Source organism: Waterburya sp. (assembly GCF_058530065.1).
Genome location: NZ_JBZNBU010000257.1, coordinates 1 through 20,183, shown reverse-complemented (window position 1 = coordinate 20,183; position 20,183 = coordinate 1). Strand labels below are relative to the sequence as shown.

The following is a 20,183-nucleotide window of genomic DNA, read 5'->3' as shown; positions in this document are numbered from 1 at the left end:
TGGTAAGTACAAAAATCTTCGGCGAGGGCAATTTGTTGGGGATGGAGGTTTGCTTGTTCTAATTGTATTTGATTTACTCTAGGTACGCTAAGGCGAACTTTACCAGGCAATTTATCCTCTAAGACGGGGGAATTGGGTATCTGTTTTAATTCTGCTAAAATCTCTAGATCGGATTTATTTTTAGTATCGGCAATAATAGTTTTGCCCACTTCGATCGCTACCTTATGGTCTACTTGATAAAGTTTACCGCCAATTGCTGGACCGATCGCAATACGCAAATTTTCTCCCTTGCTGCCAAATTCTACAAAACGGGCGATCGCTACTTTTACAATTGATTGAGACGTACCCCGCCAACCCGCATGAATCGCACAAACTCTCCCAGTCTGAAGATCCCCAATTAAAATAGGCGTGCAGTCAGCACTAGCAACCCAAACCGATTGCTTAGGGCGATCGCTAATCACCGCATCTGCATCGGGAAAAGGATGTTGTAAATCTTTTGAGGTAATTTTCTGAGTTATTTCTTGGGGAGCGAGAACCAGATTTCCGTGTACCTGTTTGACTCGATAAGCTTCGGTTTCTGGCTGCAAAATAGAAGTTAATTGTTCGGGAGTGTGGGGATAATATTCTTTAGTAAAAAATCCATGTTGCCAAGCAGATAATAAATTACAAGTTAGCCAAGATTTTCCTCCAACCGTCTGCCATTCCCAAGTACTTTGATTATTCATATTAATAATCTATCAATCCCTCGAATATACCCAAACAGGCAATAGGGGACTATAGATCGAGTTTTTCTATAATCCCCTATAATATTGTGCCAAAATAGCACGATTATTTACTTTTCCACATCTAATGGCAATTGCGCCCTAAAGGACGACGGGAAGCTAGTGCTTTAGCATACCGCTACGCACCCCCCGAAGGTAGTCCTGTAGGATAAAGGCATCGCTTTGAGGGCTAAATCGGAAAAGAAAATCAAATAACCTGAGTTTGGTTTAGGCTGATACTTTTATTCGATTAAGTTTGACAAATGCTTTATTTTTGAGACTTTTTTTAGGGATATATTTTACAGAGATGACTCAAAAGCTAAGAGCTAATAACTACACCTACTAGTTAATTCCCCGATCTCTAACTAAGATTAAATGACAAAACAGCAAAAAATTAGTTTGGAACGACTGCCACAAATAGCTTAGTTTCAGGTTCGTATCTCCAAGCTATTCCTTCAGGATCTTTACTCTGACTCCACTCTTCAAAATCTGGATCGGATTTACGTCTCCCAACAGTGCTAGTATTTAGATCGAGACGTTTTGCCAGTTCGGCTTGAATTAAAGAGTTTCCAGAACTAATAGAAGTATTTTCAGTAATTTCTGAATCAGCTTCTGAATCAATTGTTTCTGTTTCTGGTTCTATTGTTGCCGTAGCAGCTGATGATTCTTCTCTGGTAAACTGGGCGACAGTTGAAGATGTTTCTGACGCTGCATTTTTTTCCTGGCTTTGTTCTTGTTTGGCCAGTTGAGCGATTCCCCTAACAGATAGTTTGTTAGATTCTTTAGCTGCTAGTTGATAGGAATTTATCGCTGGTTCTGGCTCGCTATCGTCAAGAATACTACCTAAAGCACTGGCTGTAGGAAAATAATAAACGAAACCTCGGTCTTTAACTTTTTTGGGCTGAGTGCCATACTCTTCGCTTTTGCGGCTTAAAAATGTTTTGGCATCTCTTGGGGTAAGATTTGCTTTTAGGGCTAAATCTACTGGAGTTAACTGACCCTTGTTTTCTTTAATCAATTGATTGAAGTAAGGGTTGATTTCACCACACCACTTTTGCCATTGATAGTTTTGCCAAATTTTAAGAGCCACGATTAATGCTGCGAATCCGAGCAAAAAGGGCCATAGCTGATATAAGACTACAAAACCAAAGGCAAAGGGAATGATAAGAACCAAAATTCCAGCAGAACCATTATCTAGTACTTTTACTGTCATAGTTTTGGTTGCAATTGCATTTATTAAGGATCGGTTGCAAGACGATCTTGCACGTTGCAAAATTATCTTGCATATTTTATCTAATTGCAATACTAAGGCAAATTGCGTTGCATAGCACGCAAGTTAAAGCAAAGATTAACAAAAAAAGTTTAAACTGTTGCCATAAACTTAGATAAGTCAAGACGTTGTAACATTGCTTTACGGGCTGCAACAGCCAAAGAGTCATCGATCGCCTGCAACTTTATTTCCGATTCGTACTTTCTAGTGAGAGCTTTTTGAATCAACCAGTCAGCAATAAACGGATTTTTAGGTAGCAAAGGTCCGTGAGAATAAGTGGCGATCGCATTTTGATAAAAAGCTCCTGCGGTGCGATCTTCTCCATTGTTGCCATAGCCTTTAATTACTTTACCCAAGGGTTGTACCCGATCTAGATAAGTTCTACCACCATGATTTTCAAAACCAATTACTAAGGGTTTCTCCCCTAAAATAGCTGTCAATTCCCCAGCTAAAGGCTCGGCGGTAATTTCAAAAACCAGATTACCAATGCAGCGTTGAGCTTCGATACCAGGGTGTTTGGTGGTCATGTCTAGTATACCCAAACCATCAATTCTTTGACCTAGAGCGGGTTCGTAGTAATGTCCCAACAGTTGTGGCGATCCGCAGGTAAATACTCCTGGCGTACCAGAATCCAATTTGCCTTGCAAAGCTTGGGCTTTTTCTCCTTGTAGATCTCGCATGACAATTTCTTGCTGGCGATCTTGCGCTCCTCCTCCGACAATAATGTCTGCCAGCTGAAAGGTTGCCGCACTAGTTTCTCTGGTGAGGGGTAAAATTTCTACTTCAATATCCCGCCATTGACATCGCCGTTGAAGACAAATAACATTACCGCGATCGCCATAAGTACTCATTAATGTAGGATATAGCCAGCCGATTGCAATTTTCATTTTAATGGTATTGAAAGTTAAAGAATAGCAAATTTAAGTTTTATAGCTACAGTGCAGATCGATTTTGAAGAAATAGTTAAAAGTAGCTAGACTATTTGTAAATTAAAATTAATCGTCACAATCGTTAGGTTAATTTGAGTATCAAGCAAGTTAGTTTATAAGGTTCTACAAAGATGACTGCTACCCCCACTGTAATTAAAGAGAAGTATAGTAAAACAATCAAGCAGCACTATCCTAACTATAAAATTATTGTTTTAAATGACGACTTTAATACTTTCAAGCACGTTATAGAATGTTTGGTGACCTATATTCCAGGGATGAGTGCAGATCGAGCCAGAGATTTAGCCGATGAAATTCATAATACTGGGCAAGCTTTGGTATGGGTGGGCCCTCAAGAACAAGCAGAATTATATCATCAACAATTAAAGCGGGCTGGCTTGACTATGGCACCCTTGGAAGAGGCATAATCGATCGCAAGTATTCAATCACAGGTAAAATTATGGCTTCTGATGGTCGGTTAGTCTGGAATCACTCCACACATCTTGATGGGTTAATTCCAATTTTAGAAAAACTCGTCAAGTGTGAGGGGATTAGCACTATTACTCCTGGCAGAATTAAAAAAACCAGAAGTCATATTCCTAAGATTAAACTCAAAATTTCCGTTCCCATTCGCGGTGGCTACAAAGCGATCGCCCGTCATGGTAAAACCGTACAGGAAGTTTTTATTGTCACGGAGTTAAAACAGTCTCAATTAGAAACAGCGATCGCTGATATTATGAATTAATTTGCCTTTTGACTATCTGGCGACAACAATACAACCCCACAATAATCATTCCTTCGGCAAAAATTTTAGCTGAATCTTCAATAGTACCGAGCCATTGTCTTGAAGCTCGAACTAGATCGGAATCGTTAAAAATCAACGAGGCAAAAAAATTATTATTACTAGCAATATCCAAAATTATCATTGCTATTGCCAAAATAAATCCTCCCTTGAAGAAAACAAAAGAGCTTTTAAACAATTTAATTGTCTGCCATTGACTCAAAATATATACCAGAAATAATACTAAATACCCTCCCACAATCAAATCGTCGGCAAGATCGGTTAACATCGTTTCTCGAATATTTAACAGATCGTGCAACCAGAGATCGAGTCGTTCGTGAATTTCAAAAGCATCATCCAAACCTAAAAACAACAAGCCCAAACTAGAAAATAACCAAAAGTTCCGACTTTTAGCTAACTCTCGATTTTCAGTTTGTTTGGTCATGACAAAAATTTGCCCCGCTACAATCGCCGCGATCGCAAGCTGCATACAAGATACATAGGTAATAAACCCTTCTTCTCGAAAATGAAGCTCTGGAGAATCTCCCAAAATCAAGGCGCTCGAAATAGCAAAAGTAACGGTCAAACTTTCTAGGAAAAGAGTTTTGTATAGTACTTGTTGAGTCGAATCACTTGAAGAGCAGATTAACCAATTACTTTTCATTTAAGACGGGGTTAATATTCTTTAAATTTTCAGTAACTATATCTTAAAGAATTAATCTAAGAGAGCAACATATAAACTCAAATCCAGGGGAACGATCTCCAATCCTCCATTGTTGATAAAATCGATCTTTGATAACCGATAGTTGAAAAAATAGTGAGTCAAGCAAATACTGAGTCAAATCGTCGAGGGCAAAATTCACAAGATTATCATTGGCGTTTTTGGACAAATGTACCGATTTATCCCTACAGCAAACGGCGGACTATTCGCCAAGAGGTACTAAAAGATACTATTTGGACTTTCGATCAACTTCAAGGAATTTTTTATGTAGTAGTTCCCATTCGGATGACTGTTATTAGGTTGGAAGCGGGAGGATTGCTAGTCTATGCCCCCGTCGCGCCAACGGCTGAATGTATTGGTTTGGTTAGAGAATTGGAGGAACGTTATGGAGCAGTAAAATATATTATTTTGCCCACTATTTCGGGTTTAGAACATAAAAATTGCGTTGGTCCATTTGCCCGTAAGTTTGCCAACGCTACAGTGTATGTAGCCCCCCATCAATGGAGCTTTCCCGTCAATTTACCCTTGAGTTGGTTGGGCTTCCCTGGCGATCGCACTCAAGTTTTACCCAGCGATAGCAGCCAGACTCCCTTTGCAGCTGAATTTGACTACGCTATTTTAGACAAGATCGATCTGCGTTTGGGTCAATTTGAAGAGGTGGCTTTTTTACACAAACAGTCTCAAACCCTTTTATTAACAGATTCAATTGTTTCCATACCCGACTACCCTCCAGAAATTATCGAGCAGGATTTATATCCGTTACTGTTTCATGCTAGAGAAAGTGGCAATGAAGCGATCGTCGATACCCCTGCAAACCGCATTAAGGGTTGGCGTAGAATTTGCCTATTTGCCATGTATTTCCGCTCTAGCGTCCTTGAAGTGCCTAGTTTGGGTAAAACTATTCGATCTGCCCTGCGATCGCCCAACCGCTCTGTTAAAGCCTATTTGGGTTTATATCCTTTTGAATGGCAAGCTAATTGGGAAAATTGTTTTAATATTTTAAGAGGCAACGGTCGTTTGTTAGTCGCCCCCATCTTACAAATTCTCATCCTCAATCGCGCTCCCAGAGAAACTCTAGCTTGGGCAGATCGAATAGCTAATTGGAATTTTACGCGAGTTATTCCCTGTCATTTTGACGCGCCAGTTAACAGCAGCCCTCAAGAATTTCGTCAAGCTTTTGCTTTTTTGGAGTCCACCAGTAATTTGCTGCCAAAACCAGATCTACAAACTCTCAGCAATATTAATTCTTTTCTATACAAGCCAGGTCTTATTCCTTCACCCAAAATTTCTTTAGATTAATTAAGATCGATCGTACATTCACACAAAAGTGCAAGAGGATAGTTACATTAACATTACAATATTAAAATTTTAATACTGTTAAAAAGTTCTCTTTTCTCAGAGTCAAAAGCTGGAAGCTAAAAGATAAATAATTTTATGTAACAATTAATTTTAAAATCAAAATCTAAATCTCTTTGATATTTTGTTCGCAAATATAATATACAAGCTTTACATATTTGACTTATAGCCGTTTTCAGTTGAATAGACTCCGCAGTTAATTAGCTGATAGCTTCCCGAGCAATTTTCGCCTCCACTAATCTTACCCATAATCTTGGAAGACCAAAACTAAACAGCAACATGATAACTATTGAAGAAGCCTTGCATCTTGTGGATAATGCAATTCAGCCAGAGAGATTGAACTCAGTTCAAGAGCTAATTTTAACTCAGTGTTGGTTGGGAAAAACTTATCAAGAAATTGCGGAAGGTTCTGGTTACGATCCTGATTATATTAGAGTTGTAGGTTCTCGACTGTGGCAACTTTTATCGGAAGCTTTTGGGGAAAAAATTACTAAAAATAACTTTCGCTCTATTTTACGACAGCAAATTGGCAAAGTAGAAGATAAAAAATCTCCTGCTGGTTATATTAGTGCTTTAGAATTGCCCCAAACTCCCGTCCCTCTTGATTCTTCTTTATATATCGAACGTCCTCCTAGCGAATCTCAAGCCTATCAAGAAATTATCAAACCTGGAGCATTAATTAGAATCAAAGCCCCGAAACAGATGGGCAAAAGTTCCTTAGTTATGAGAATTTTAGCTTACGCCCAAAAGCGCGGTTACTCTACCGTCAGACTCAACTTACTACAGGCAGAAGATAGCGTAATTAGCAATTTAGAGCGTCTGCTGCGCTGGTTTTGTGCCAACATTGCTTTGCAATTGGGCATCGAATCTTTATTGGATGAATATTGGGATGAAGATTTGGGGTTTAAGGTTAGTTGCACTACTTATTTGCAGGGATATATTTTAGGACAACTGGATAGTCCTTTAGTCGTTGCCTTGGATGAAGTCAATCGTTTATTTAGTTTTCCCGAAGTAGCTCAAGAGTTTTTGCCTTTGTTACGTTTTTGGCATGAAGAAGCTAATAATGTTCGAGTCTGGCAAAAGTATAGATCTATCGTTACCCACTCTACTGAAATTTATATCCCTCTCAGTTTGAATCAATCGCCATTTAATGTGGGTTTATCGATTCGTTTAAACAAGTTTGATTGGAAGCAAACTCAAGAGTTAATCGCTCGTTATGGTATAGATATGTGCGATCCCCCTCTGGCTTTAGAAGATTTTAAATCTTTACATGAAATTGTTGGCGGTCATCCTTATTTATTGAATTTAGCTTTGTGTCATTTGGTTACCCAAGAAAACAATTTAAAAAAACTGCTAGAAGAAGCAACTACAGAAACTAGCATTTATCGAGATCATTTAAGGGGTCATCTTGTATTTCTGCAACAATATCCAGAGTTGAGAGATGCTTTCAAAACAGTTGTGATGTCTGAAGAACCAGTAATTTTGAATTCTATTGCTGCTTATAAGTTAGAGAGTGCGGGCTTGGTTTCCTTGCAAGGAAATAATGCCACTCCAATCTGCAATCTCCATCGGGTTTATTTTCGCGAGCGTCTGTAAATTCTAGTACTGCTGCCTATAATTAATAAGTAATTATATTTTTGGTAATTTAATTAATCGGATTTGACTAAAAGTTAAGTTGCTTGAATTGTTAAATCTATTCTAAAATGTGCTTTATTTTACAAATATTCAGGAAATCTAATTTTAAAGTTAAATATTACAGAAAATATCTGCTAGAAAATATTGATGCGTCGATCGCATTTGCCAGAATATCGGGTTTTGTGGTTCAACCTAAATATTCTTGAAATATAGATGTTTATAACTTTAGGTCGAGCGAAAAATAGCAACAGCGATCGCATGATAAAGAATAAAAAATAACTGTTCTATATTTATTATTATTATTGTTGTTATATATAGTGTGAAAATATATTTGCATTAATTACTTCATCTAATATTTATATTAAAAAAATATAGATTTTAATGAAAAGCCATTCTTTATCCATTAAATCTGAAAAATAGATTAAGAAACATAATAATTAACTTATTAATCTCCTAATATTGACCCAGAGTAAATTAAAAGTTTATTTTGCTCGTAAATTAAAAGATAGTTACCTAGACAAAGATTGGCACATTTACTACTGAGTAGACACATAGCCAAATCTTGGTACAACCGATGAGAGACAAATAACTTGGTAGATACCTATCTATAACACGGCGTTTTTTCCTAATCAATCGATAATAAATGAGAATCAAACATAGAAATGATTTGTATTCCTGAGAAGAAATTGGATCGAAAAGAACAACAGCCACCAGAAGCATTGGAAGATCGCGGGCAACAATATGAAATTCTGTCTCAAATTACTAATGATGGTCTTTGGGAATGGAATTTAGATTCTAACCAAATTTTTTATTCTTCTCGTTGGAAATCAATGGTGGGATGCAACCACAAACAGATTAAAAATAATCCTGTAGAATGGTTGGCGAGAGTTCACCATGCAGATATTGCTAAATTACGCAGCAATCTAACTGCTTGTCAGCAAGGAAAAATCCCTCGGTTTGAAATGGAATATTCTCTGTTACATCAAGATGGAGAATATCGTTATATGTCTTGTAAGTGTATGGCAGTGAAAAATCAGACTGGGGTAGTAACTAGTCTGGTTGGTTCTCAGACCGATCTTACCGAACAAAAAACAAATCAAGCTCGACTTGACTGCGATCGCAATTACGACCGCCTGACTCATTTACCCAACCGTCAGTTATTTATTCAAAACCTAAAAGAATTATCCCAGATTCCGTCTAACTCTAATTATCTGTTTGGAGTTTTATGTTTAGATGTAGATCGTTTCAAATATATCAATCGTAATTTTGGCAATCTGGTGGGAGACAAGCTGTTAGTAGAGATCGTCAACAAGTTGACTGCTTGCTTGCAGAGTCAAGACATTTTAGCTCGCGTCGGTGGAGATGAATTTGCTATTTTGTTATCTGGTTTCGATCTCGCTAGCTATCCTTCAGAAATAGCCAGTAAAATTCAACAAGAATTTTCTACACCTATCGAAGTGGGAGAGCATTCGATACTGGTAACTACTAGTATTGGCATTGCCCCAATTACCAACCCGAAGGAGATTCCCGAACATAAAGCTGACTACTATTTACTCGAAGCCCTGCAAGATGCCGAAATAGCCATGCACCAAGCCAAAGATAAAGGTAAAGCTCGTAGCGTAGTTTTTGAGTCGGCTGCCTACCTGCAAAGTATTGCTAAGTTTAAATCGGAAAATGAACTAAGACGAGCGATCGAACTAGAACAATTTGAACTCCATTACCAGCCGATAGTTAAATTAATAGACCGACAGCTAGTAGGCTTTGAAGCCTTAGTGCGCTGGCAACATCCCGATAAAGGCAGAGTCCCACCCAACGATTTTATTCCCCTGGCAGAGAATACGGGTTTGATTATTCCAATCGGCTGGTGGGTATTGCGCTCTGCTTGCCAACAAATGGTAAGGTGGCAACAACAGAATCCCGATTCAGGATTGGCGTTTATTAGTGTTAATGTGGCGGGAAAACAGTTTTCTCAACCCTATGCAGGAGATATTATCGCTCGGGTTTTAGAGGAAACGGGTTTAAATCCTTCTTGTTTGAAATTGGAAATTACCGAAAGCGAAATTATTGAAAACGTTGAAATTGTGCTAGATACCGCCGAAAAACTGAAAAAATTGGGCGTACAGCTATCTATGGATGACTTTGGTACTGGTTATTCTTCTTTGAGTTATTTGCATCGTTTGCCCGTTGATACATTGAAAATAGACCGCTCTTTCGTTCAAAATCTGGAAGAGAATCTACATCAATTAGAATTGGTCAAAACTATTGTTAAATTGGCAGAGGTATTTAATTTAGATATTGTTGCCGAAGGTATTGAACGAACATCCCAATGCGATCTGCTTTTAGATTTGCAATGTGAATACGGACAGGGTTATTTATTTGCTCGACCAATGTCCGCGACTGAAGCTACGAGTTTGTTAAATCAACGGTGAAAGAATCATTGCTAGAAAAGTATTTATTTGGGAAAATTAGTTATTTAGTTATCTGGTAAAAGTAAAAGTTATCAATTGATGAACAATTTCTTTTATAACCCACCACAACAGATAGGATATTAGTGTAGATGAATTTTATTCGATTCAATGAATAATAGTCAAAGTTACGATGTAGCGATCGTTGGTAGTGGTGTATGTGGCACGGCATTACTATATACTCTCAGCAAATATAGCAATGTCAACCGTATTATCGCGATCGAAAAAGAAGCAGACGTAGCATTAGTTAACTCTTATACTAATAGCAACAGCCAAACTCTTCACTTTGGCGATATTGAAACTAACTATACTCTAGAAAAAGCTACTAAAGTCAATGCAGGAGCTTGTTTAGTCAAAAATTATTTGTTAACTGAAGACCAACAGAAAAGTATATATACTAAGTATCACAAGATGGTACTGGGAGTAGGTCAAGAGCAAGTCGATCAACTCAAAACAAGATACCAAGAATTTAAGCAACTATTTCCCGATCTCAGACTGCTCGATCGCGCCACAATTGGCGAAAAAGAACCGCAAGTCATAGCTTCTAGAAGTGAGAATGAAGCAATCATCGCTCTCTATACCGATGAAGGTTATACGGTAGATTTTAATGGCTTGTCTCGGTCTTTTTTAACTAATGCTTTAAAGAATAAAGAAAAAAATATCGATCTATTATTCAATACTAAAGTTAAAACTATTAACCAAGAAAACCACCAATATAAGCTCAAAACTACGGCAGGAATCATTACAGCCAAAGTAGTTATCGTGGCTGCGGGGGCGCACAGTTTGCTGTTTGCCAAATCTTTGGGCTATGGTTTGAATTATGCTCTACTCAGCGTAGCAGGGAGTTTTTATTTTGCTCCCCGTTTGTTGAACGGTAAAGTTTATACGGTACAGCGCAAAAAACTGCCGTTTGCCGCGATACATGGCGATCCCGAAGTTCACAATAGTACGATCGCTCGTTTTGGTCCTACAGCCAAAGTTTTACCCCTACTAGAACGTCACAATTATTCTAGTGCGATCGAATATTTTCAAACTGCGGGGTTGAGTCTTAAAGCGATTCGTAGTTTTATTAAAATTCTCTCCGATCCGATTATCCTTAAATATATTGCCCTCAATTTTATTTACGACTTCCCTGTGATTGGCAAACGTTTGTTTATCAAAGAAGTTAGAAAAATCATTCCGACAATTAAACTCGATAATCTTAGTTACGCTCGGGGTTATGGTGGAGTTCGCCCTCAAGTAGTTAACCTCAATACCCAAGCTCTAGAAATGGGAGAAGCTAAAATTATCGGCGATAAAATTATTTTCAATATTACCCCTTCACCAGGGGCTTCTACTTGCTTGCAAAATGCTTTAGAAGATACCGAAAGAATTATGAACTTTTTGGGCGATGACTATCAATTTGATCGCGATCGTTTTTTAGCAGATTTGTCTAATGAAGAATATTTAGCTTCTAATTCTAATTGCTAACTTTGGTTCAACTTAATTGTCTATTTTCAAGACAGATCTACTATCAGGTCTAGTTTTGCGATAAGTTGAATAGAGATTATAAAAAACTATTAATTAAAAGCTTAACTAAGATCCTTAATGTTTCCCAGTTATATTCCTGCTGAAGCTAATACTCTAACAGAATCTACCTCTATCGCTTTGGCAAAAGAAATCAAAGTTGCTCCCATTACTACCCCTTTAAGTCCAGAAGCTATCGCAACTACCTATATTAATCAAGGACAAGGTGGTATACCAGTTTTATTAATACATGGTTTTGACAGTTCTTTATTAGAATTTCGCCGTTTAATTCCTCTATTGGCAGAAAAACAGTCTACTTGGGCGGTAGATTTATTAGGATTTGGTTTTTCTCAGCGTAACTTAGATATTCCTTTGAATACGGAAAATCTAAAAACTCATCTCTATCATTTTTGGCAAACTCAGATTAAACAACCAGTTATCTTGGCTGGTGCTTCCATGGGTGGTGCAGCAGCGCTCGATTTTACTCTCACCTATCCCGAAGCCGTAGCAAAATTAATTTTGTTAGATAGTGCTGGTTTGGTCAAACAACCTGCGATCGGCAAATTTATGTTTCCACCCCTCGATTATTTTGCTACAGAATTTTTACGCAATCCTAAAGTACGTCAGAGCATTAGCGAAACTGCCTACTTCGATAAAAGTTTTGCCAGTCTAGACGCACGCACCTGTGCCACACTACATTTAAAGTGTCCTAATTGGAACAAATCTTTAATTGCTTTTACTAAAAATGGCGGTTATGGTTCGTTTATTCAAGAAATAGCCAAGATTCAACCAGAAACCCTCATAGTCTGGGGCAAACAAGATAAAATCCTTGGTATAAAAGGGGCAGAACAATTTGCTCAGGGAATACCCAACAACAAGCTAGTTTGGATTGATAATTGCGGTCATGTTCCCCATCTGGAAAAACCTCAACCAACCGCAGAAGCTATGCTTAGTTTTGTTGGATAGTTTCGAGCGATATTTCAATTATTTAACTGATGTTACGCATCAATTAATCTGTATATATTTATTGTGTAAACAAACTAAAAAGGAATTGGTTCTGGAGTTAAACCAGCTTCAATACCATTTTGTTCGGAAATTGGCTTAATATTCAATCTTTCTTTTGTTGTTGGCATTGTTGATTCGGTTTTTATTTCATAATTATCACTTTCTGGTGTTGCAGATGCAATTTGTAACCAAGATTTGGTAGTTTCGATATATTCTTTAATTTTATTACTCATTTCCGAACCATTTTTAATAATTAAAGAGCCAAAGTTATTATTTGTTGGTTCTAAAAAGGACTTGGTCATTACGGCAAAACTAGATTGTCCGTTAGTTGTGGAAGTTGCTTTTTGTCTGATTAGGGTTGGCTGGTAAACGCCGTGAGCGTAAAATATTTCGTTTTTATCTATAGCTCGATCGCCCGTCAAATTTTTATATACTTGCAAGAATTTTTTACAGAAGGAACTAGGGTTGTTGTAGTAGCTATAGTTTTTCAAGAAAGTTAAGCCCGCATAACCAGAACATTTGAGACGGAAAGGTAATTCTGATAGGGGTTGATTATTCTCATCTACAAACCAAACCACAACGTAAGAAAAGGCTTTATATTCTCCAGACTGAAATTTTTCCTTATTGTAGGGAATGGTTTCTGTTTCGCTACTCATCAAGGGTAGAGAGCGATTAATAACTAACAATCTTGGTTTGTTGTTCAAGAGCAGAGTTTCATTCGTACCATCGCTAAATTCATGTTCGATAGGTTTCCAACTGTCTATTAATTGGAAGTTTGCCAATTCTGCATTGGCAGGAGTAATTGCCATTCCATAGTTTTTGCTACTGGCATTTAAGAACTGACAATAAGGGATATTGACAAGTTTGCCTAAAAATTCTTCGCTGTTAAAGCCAAAATCTTGATAGTTATTCATAGTCATTGATAAATCGTAGATCGTTATTGATTAGTACTATAGTATCATAAAAATCTTTTAATTGAATTTTTAATCAACTTATTTATTGTAGCAGATTTAATTGACTAATAAATCAAGTTTAGCTTTAATGTCTTTGTAAAACCTGATTTTTCAATCTTGGAAGCAAAATTGATCCAGTAAGCATTGGTTAAGAATTTTATGAGGATTGTTCCTAACCGAATGTCTTTGAGTGTTTGGTCACAGTTTAAATATTTTTTTTTGGGTATATTTTAGATAGATTTAATCTTTGGGAGGTGTATCATCGCTGACTTCTTTCAAAATGGAGATATAACTACTCTTCATGACTTGCATAATCGTTCTATCGAATCTCTCGAAACAGAACTGTTGCACATTGCTAAAACTTCTGCGCCGATGGCGTTGGTATTACCTTGTTTATTCTCGGAATTGGAAGGTCCTGCACTGGGGCATATTGTAGACGAACTAGCTAAGATTAAGTATTTGGATCAAATTATTATTGGTTTAGATCGAGCCAACCAAACTCAATTTGAGTATGCCAAAAAATACTTTGCCAGATTGCCTCAAGAACACAAAATTTTGTGGAACGATGGTCCTAGAATGAAGGCAGTTAATGAATTTTTGCAGAAAGAGGAATTAGCTCCCAGTGAAAGAGGCAAAGGCTTTAACGTATGGTATTGCATGGGCTATTTTCTAGCTAGTGACAGTGCCAAAATTTTGGCTCTCCACGATTGTGACATTCTCACTTACGAACGAGGTTTACTGGCTAAATTGCTTTATCCTCTTGCCAATCCTTTATTCGATTTTAAATTCTGTAAAGGATATTATTATCGTCAAGCAAATAACAAACTCAATGGTCGCGTCATGCGCCTGTTGGTTAGTCCTTTGGTCAGGACTTTGAAAAAGATTTTTGGCGAGACTCCTTTTTTAGACTACATCGAAAGCTTTCGCTATCCCTTATCGGGGGAATTTTCCATGTCTGCCGATGTGGTTAATAGCGTTCGCATTCCCTACGATTGGGGTTTGGAGATTGGGATTCTAGATGATGTTTATCGCAACTATCACGTTAATAAAATCTGTCAGGTAGATATTGCTAACGCTTACGATCATAAGCATCAAGATCTATCTTTACAAGATCGGGAAAAAGGTTTATCAAGGATGTCCATTGATATTTGCAAGGTCTTTTTCCGTAAAATGGCAGCTAACGGTCATGTCTTTTCTCAAGAGATTTTCCGTACCATTAAAGCTACTTACTATCGTACTGCTTTGAACTATATTAAACGCTATCATAGCGACGCGATTATGAACGGTTTAACCCTCGATCGCCATAGTGAAGAAAAGGCAGTAGAATTATTTTCCCAATCGATTATTCATGCGGGTAATGCTTTCTTGCAAAACCCCCAACTTCGTCCTGTGATTCCCAGTTGGAATCGAGTTATGAGTGCCGATCCTCAAATCTTACAAAAGATTTATGATGCCGTAGAAGCAGACAACAACGAACAATTAACAATGGATAACAAACAATTGACAACCGATCTAAAATCGTCCAAAGACGACCGCGAGTTAACCATTAACAGTTAACCATTAACGACAATTTTAATATCCCTTTGTTCCATAACTTCCATAAATAAATCGGTAGATAAAGCTCGTTCTACAGGATAAATTCCTGGCTGGTTTAATCTACCCTCCAAAATCAGTTGCGCGATCGTGCCAGTGCCTATCCCTGCTGCGATCGCTGTATTATTATGAGTCATCGTAGCGCAGTATGTTTTTTCCTTTCCGTCTTTTTCCCCCACAATCTCCCCTCGTATCGCCACCCCGATACCGCTAAAGCGATCGGTAACTTCGGTCATTAAATAGCTAACTTGAGAAAAGAATTCAATTCCTTTGGGGCTAGTTACCCAATTTTCGGGAAAAACATGGGCGGTAATCCAGGTTAAATGGTTGTACCAGTCGGGAATCGAACCAAATTTAGTAATTACAGTATCTACATCAAAAGAATCGGCAAATGTCAGAGTTTCAGGCATATCGAACCAATATACCCCTGTCTTACCGTAAGGCTGGGGAAACTCAATGGTTTCTCTTTCGGTATAGGGTAGAACATCTTGCCACTTACCATTAATTAATGCTGAGAATTTCTTTCTCAACCCCAAGAAAGTAGTCCGCATCACAGTTAAGCCCGCACCACCCGATCCGCCAACAATATAACTGAGGTGAATTTTAGAAGCCCGATCAAACTCTTCTATTCCTCCCTTGACCATACTGTTAGAAATACCAGGAAAAATCCCTGTATTAAGAATAGCTGTAATATTACTAGCGATCGCTTTTTCGTGGTATTTAATTACCTTCTCGTAAAAAGAACGATGGTCGCTAACATCTATATAATCTACTCCCGCAGCAATACAGGCTAACAATACTCTTCCGTCTCGGTGATGAAAAGGCCCCGCACAATGAATGACTAAATCTTGACTGGCGATCGCCTTTTCCAGCTTGGTTTTATTTGCTAAATCTAAACTTAAAAAATTAAATTTAGAGTCTACCTGTATCAAACGGTTGCGAGAAGTGACGGTAATTTCTGCATCGGTATGACTGGCAATATCTTGTGCCACACTATTGCCAATTCTGCCACAACCTCCTATTACCAGTACCTTCTTTACCATTTCATTTATTAACTGATTTTTTACAACTATATTAGATCGATTGAGCTTATCTATCGATCAAGCTAACGATAGATAATTTTTTTTAAGTAAATAAATATTAAGCTATTTATTGAGAATCAGCAACGAATTTGCAACTTTAGCCGTTCCGCTATAAAATATTGAATTACTAAACAATAAATTTTCTTTATGTTGGGCTTTTATAATCTTTTTTAAAAAATAGCTCGAACAAAAATTTTTGTAATTCTTGCTAGATAGGTATTACAGCGATTCCGTCTGTTTCTGGTTAACAAATTGCAATAAAAATTGCTTTTTTCTTATTGACTAAGTACTTTTACTCTTTGACTAAATAGTATTTTAGATGTAGGTATTTTATTAATCGATATCATTAGTTATTAGTTAGGTAGGTAGGCGGAATTAAAGATAAAGCCCGAGATCGTCTTTCGCTTTTATCCTCCTATTCCCCTACTGCCCTATTTCCCTAAAAAGTCATCTTCCAATTAATTTTACCCACCTAGTTATCTAATTGCCCGATCGCCTTAGCCTTATTTTTTTCCTGGAGTTTTTCTAACATAGCAATAGCTCGATCGAAATTAGGATCTAATTCTATTGTTCGTTGCAAACAAAAAATAGCCTTTTCTGGTTGTTGGTATGATATAAATCTTTTAGCCAAACTAAAATAGACTTCTGGCTCAACTGAATTAGGTTCGATCCGTAAGGCTTCGTACCAATAGATTAAGGCTTTAAAATCTTCTCCTGTTTTTTGATAAACTCTGGCTAAGTTACGATAGCCTTTGACAAATTTAGAGTCTAATTGCAATGCTTCCTCATAACAACTAATCGCTTTTGCCCACTGTTGTTTTTGAGCGTAGGTACTGCCTAAATTATTCCAAGCTAAAGCTGAATCTGGCTCAGTATGATTCGATTTTATTTTGGGTAATAATTTTTGAGCGACATTTTGCGGTAATAAAGGAATATTATGGCGGGTATTTTTAGCAGTTACTTTACTAGCAGCTAAATTATTTTTCGAGCCTGATAATAATTTACTAATGGGTTTTGAAGTTTCTTGGGGGGATAACTTATGTTCTTGGCAACTATCTGGTAAAGAAATTAATTGATGGTAATAAAAGACTGCCTGTTGCCATTCTTCTAGTTCCTCAAACATCTGTACCAATTGAGTTAATTCTGCTTCTGCGCTCGGTTCTAGTTTAATTCCATGAGCAAATAAAATACTCGCCTCTTTAATTTTGCCCTGTTGGTATAGTTCCCTGCCAAAACTAAAATAATCTTCAGGTGCAAAAATACTAGGATCGAGATCGATCGCCCGACAAAGAGAATCAAGAGCTTTTTCAGTTTCTCCCAATTCTTCCCATACCCTGGCTAAATTTCGATATGTTCCAGGTAAATTAGGATCGAGAATTGCTGCTTGTTGGTAATAGTCCAATGCCTTCTGCCAATCTTGACGATCTGCATACAAAGTACCCAAGTTAGCGTACACCTTGGCACAATTAGGATTGAGAGTTAAAGCTTTAGCATAAACCCCTAGTGCTTCTGCTTCTTTTCCCTGACGATATAAAATATTACCCAAGATTTTATAAGCATCGGCATTATGAAAATCTAATTCTAGAGCGTTTTTACAGGCTAAAATCGCTTTACGCCAGTTATGTTCGGCTTCATAAACCGCTGCTTGTTCCACATAAATTCGAGCAATAGCTGCTTGATGCAGTCGCTTTTGAGGAAAGCCCCTCAGATTTCGCGGTAATGCTTTTTTAGGTTCTTGATTAGGGCGTTCTAATCTATCTAGAGTAGTAATTTGAATACTTTCTCGAATGTCATCAGAAGAATTATGGTTCGCCGACAAAGAAGAGGAATTGTGTTTGGAGTTCATCACTAGAACTGAAAAATTAGAGAGTAGGGTGAGAGAGATAAAGCTATAGAATCGAACTCAAGAAAAGGAACAAGCTCAAAGCTGAATGCTTAAAGCTTTAAAATTATAAACAGGGATATATTATCCGATGTAATTTTGAATCGCCATAATCTTTGGTGAGATTTACATAAATTCAGAAAAATTAAAACGCAGTTAAGTAATGGAATTTGCCCAAAGGTTACAAGCTCTCTCCCACAACGTATTTGCTGACATGGATCGAGCTAAGATAAATGCCATCAATTCGGGACAAGCAATCATCGATCTATCTTTAGGTTCGTCAGATCTACCAGTAGCCCAAGCAACCATCGATACGATCGCCACAGCTTTAGAAGATCCTTCAACTTATGGCTATTTACTTCATGGAGGAACGAGAGATTTTCGGGTAGCGGTGGCTCAGTGGTATGAAGACAAGTTTCAGATTGCAGTCGATCCCGAAACGGAAGTCTTGCAGTTAATTGGCTCTCAAGAAGGTACGGCACATCTACCTCTAGCCCTCCTTAACCCTGGAGATGTGGCATTACTCCTCGATCCTGGTTATCCTTCCCATGCAGGAGGGGTTTATTTAGCGGGAGGGGAAATTTATCGGATGCCTTTACTAGCTGAAAACAATTTTTTACCAGTTTTGGAAGATATCCCGCACGATATTTTGGGTAAGTCGAAACTAATGGTTTTGAGCTATCCCCACAATCCCACTAGCGCAATCGCACCCTTAGCATTTTTTCAACGAGCGGTAAGTTTTTGCCACCAATACGATTTGGTTTTAGTCCATGATTTTCCTTATGTGGATCTAGTTTTCGATCGCACCAAGCATAACGCCCCTTCTATTTTGCAAGCCGATCCCCAAAAAGAAGTAAGCATTGAGTTTTTTACTCTCTCTAAATCTTATAATATGGGAGGCTTCCGCATTGGCTATGCTATTGGCAATCACAGGCTTATTACTGCCTTGAGAAAAATCAAAGCAGTAGTTGACTTTAACCAATATCGTGGCATACTAGATGGTGCTATCTCAGCCCTATCTGGTTCGCAAACCTCTGTAAAAGAGACTGTAGCTATTTTTCAAGAACGTCGAGACGCATTTATTACGGCATTAAATAATATTGGTTGGCAAGTACCATCCCCCGAAGCTACTATGTATGTCTGGGCAAAACTACCAGAACCTTGGCAAAATAATTCAGTAGATTTCTGTACTAAGCTAGTAGCCCATACGGGGGTTGCAGCTTCTCCTGGTGCGGGATTTGGCAAATCTGGAGAAGGATATGTCCGTTTCGCTTTGGTTAGAGATCCCCAAATTCTGCGTTTGGCAGCAAGCAAGATTCAACAGTTTTTAGTAGCGAATCAGATTCCTAATACAACTAAACAGTAATCACTACTAATTAAAATCGCTGTCGAAATCACAAGCAATATCCACCGCAGCACGCCCTTTGACAATTGCTTCTTCTGCCGTTAAAAAGATGCTATCAAAGTTAAAGGGAATACCAGAAAAATCAATAATACTGAAGTGATAGAGCTTATCTAGGGTGCGATAAACTAACAAAGTATAACCATTAATACCTATCACATTTTGAATTTGCATCTTTCATGCTCCTGAATGAGAATAATTGCTCAACGCTATTGTTTTCAGTTCCAGTACTTGATAAATACCAATTAGATTGTTGGTTTATGCAGTAAGGAAATCTGGTGAATACAGTATTAACCGAATTATTCGACCGTTCGGAGATTGTTGGACTAGGGCGATCAAATTGCCAATAATTGTTGTTTAAAACGATCGAAGTTCTCATCCTGTCTTGGATAATACTGTATTGGCTGTGATTTATTTTGTTTTCTAACTTATATTAGGCTTTTTTTTTCTAGTAAAAACAACCGTATTCTTACTTAATTCGTCCTATTTTTTCATGCTTTTTGCTATTTTATCCGTAATTTTTCCGATAATGTCCATCGGTAGATTTCCTTTTTAGTACATTAAAACTAAAAAAACTTTTTAAGCGGGTGTAGCTAAAATGATGTAATCGTCAACGGCTTAATGAGATAAGTAAGAACGATCTAAGTGTGTCTTCGTTAAACCGTAGAGGTATTTTTGAGGGGGTAAGTTCTGTTGGGCAAATTGATGAAATTTTTGCTTGTGGGGAATCCTGCTTCCCGTACAGGACAGGTATTTATACCATTGTATAGTCGTTCTAATTAATTTCCGTACTATCTCAGTAATTTGTTCGGGGGATTAGGGATTAGGGGTTAGGGATTAGGGAG

At 37.7% G+C, this 20,183-nt stretch carries 17 protein-coding genes; 9 read left to right on the top strand and 8 right to left on the bottom strand.

Annotated features, from left to right (window positions below):
- The 3 genes from pgeF to AC33VI_RS15310 form a co-directional block, all read right to left on the bottom strand.
- On the bottom strand, nt 1-725 hold a 725-nt coding region (gene pgeF / locus AC33VI_RS15320), incomplete at its 3' end, for a peptidoglycan editing factor PgeF (protein ID WP_491783135.1).
- A 430-nt stretch (nt 726-1,155) separates the two neighbouring features.
- The gene (locus AC33VI_RS15315) at nt 1,156-1,974 is read right to left on the bottom strand and encodes a hypothetical protein (RefSeq protein ID WP_491783134.1); all 819 of its coding nucleotides are present in this window, start codon (nt 1,972-1,974) and stop codon (nt 1,156-1,158) included.
- Between the two features lie 149 nt (nt 1,975-2,123).
- On the bottom strand, nt 2,124-2,918 hold the full coding sequence (locus AC33VI_RS15310; protein WP_491783133.1) for a type 1 glutamine amidotransferase: 795 nt from the start codon (nt 2,916-2,918) through the stop codon (nt 2,124-2,126).
- 173 nt (nt 2,919-3,091) lie between these two features.
- Between AC33VI_RS15310 and clpS the strand changes: the two genes are divergently transcribed.
- Together clpS and AC33VI_RS15300 are read left to right on the top strand one after the other, a co-directional pair.
- Entirely contained in the window at nt 3,092-3,385 is a 294-nt protein-coding gene (gene clpS / locus AC33VI_RS15305; RefSeq protein WP_491783132.1) for an ATP-dependent Clp protease adapter ClpS, read from the top strand.
- A 32-nt stretch (nt 3,386-3,417) separates the two neighbouring features.
- On the top strand, nt 3,418-3,702 hold the full coding sequence (locus AC33VI_RS15300) for a DUF2103 domain-containing protein (RefSeq protein ID WP_491783131.1): 285 nt from the start codon (nt 3,418-3,420) through the stop codon (nt 3,700-3,702).
- On the opposite strand, the gene AC33VI_RS15295 is transcribed toward AC33VI_RS15300, so the two are convergent.
- Nucleotides 3,692-4,402, bottom strand: coding sequence for a DUF8692 domain-containing protein (locus tag AC33VI_RS15295; RefSeq protein ID WP_491783130.1), 711 nt, complete (start codon nt 4,400-4,402; stop codon nt 3,692-3,694). The two genes, AC33VI_RS15300 and AC33VI_RS15295, sit on opposite strands and share 11 nt — an antisense overlap.
- Before the next feature lie 153 nt (nt 4,403-4,555).
- Between AC33VI_RS15295 and AC33VI_RS15290 the strand changes: the two genes are divergently transcribed.
- From AC33VI_RS15290 to AC33VI_RS15270, 5 genes are all read left to right on the top strand, one after another.
- Nucleotides 4,556-5,758 (top strand): DUF4336 domain-containing protein, encoded by a 1,203-nt coding sequence (locus tag AC33VI_RS15290; protein WP_491783129.1) that lies wholly within the window; start codon nt 4,556-4,558, stop codon nt 5,756-5,758.
- Between the two features lie 336 nt (nt 5,759-6,094).
- The gene (locus AC33VI_RS15285; RefSeq protein ID WP_491783128.1) at nt 6,095-7,411 is read left to right on the top strand and encodes an AAA-like domain-containing protein; all 1,317 of its coding nucleotides are present in this window, start codon (nt 6,095-6,097) and stop codon (nt 7,409-7,411) included.
- A gap of 725 nt (nt 7,412-8,136) precedes the next feature.
- Nucleotides 8,137-9,879, top strand: coding sequence for a bifunctional diguanylate cyclase/phosphodiesterase (locus AC33VI_RS15280; protein ID WP_491783127.1), 1,743 nt, complete (start codon nt 8,137-8,139; stop codon nt 9,877-9,879).
- Nucleotides 9,880-10,026: 147 nt separating this feature from the next.
- Nucleotides 10,027-11,385 (top strand): FAD-dependent oxidoreductase, encoded by a 1,359-nt coding sequence (locus AC33VI_RS15275; RefSeq protein WP_491783126.1) that lies wholly within the window; start codon nt 10,027-10,029, stop codon nt 11,383-11,385.
- A gap of 117 nt (nt 11,386-11,502) precedes the next feature.
- Entirely contained in the window at nt 11,503-12,387 is an 885-nt protein-coding gene (locus AC33VI_RS15270; protein ID WP_491783125.1) for an alpha/beta fold hydrolase, read from the top strand.
- Nucleotides 12,388-12,461: 74 nt separating this feature from the next.
- Here AC33VI_RS15270 and AC33VI_RS15265 read toward each other — a convergent pair whose 3' ends face one another.
- Nucleotides 12,462-13,346, bottom strand: coding sequence for a DUF5895 domain-containing protein (locus AC33VI_RS15265; protein WP_491783124.1), 885 nt, complete (start codon nt 13,344-13,346; stop codon nt 12,462-12,464).
- 294 nt (nt 13,347-13,640) lie between these two features.
- Between AC33VI_RS15265 and AC33VI_RS15260 the strand changes: the two genes are divergently transcribed.
- Nucleotides 13,641-14,936: a glycosyltransferase family protein gene (locus AC33VI_RS15260; RefSeq protein WP_491783136.1), complete on the top strand. Its 1,296-nt coding sequence runs from the start codon at nt 13,641-13,643 to the stop codon at nt 14,934-14,936.
- On the opposite strand, the gene AC33VI_RS15255 is transcribed toward AC33VI_RS15260, so the two are convergent.
- Entirely contained in the window at nt 14,933-16,015 is a 1,083-nt protein-coding gene (locus AC33VI_RS15255) for a saccharopine dehydrogenase family protein (protein ID WP_491783123.1), read from the bottom strand. The genes AC33VI_RS15260 and AC33VI_RS15255 overlap by 4 nt on opposite strands.
- Nucleotides 16,016-16,526: 511 nt before the next feature.
- A complete protein-coding gene (locus tag AC33VI_RS15250; protein ID WP_491783122.1) occupies nt 16,527-17,900 on the bottom strand; it encodes a tetratricopeptide repeat protein in 1,374 nt (457 codons plus the stop codon).
- Nucleotides 17,901-18,099: 199 nt separating this feature from the next.
- On the opposite strand from AC33VI_RS15250, the gene AC33VI_RS15245 reads away from it, so the two are divergent.
- A complete protein-coding gene (locus AC33VI_RS15245; RefSeq protein ID WP_491783121.1) occupies nt 18,100-19,302 on the top strand; it encodes an LL-diaminopimelate aminotransferase in 1,203 nt (400 codons plus the stop codon).
- Nucleotides 19,303-19,308: 6 nt separating this feature from the next.
- On the opposite strand, the gene AC33VI_RS15240 is transcribed toward AC33VI_RS15245, so the two are convergent.
- A complete protein-coding gene (locus tag AC33VI_RS15240; RefSeq protein ID WP_491783120.1) occupies nt 19,309-19,512 on the bottom strand; it encodes a hypothetical protein in 204 nt (67 codons plus the stop codon).
- Between the last annotated feature and the right edge of the window lie 671 nt (nt 19,513-20,183).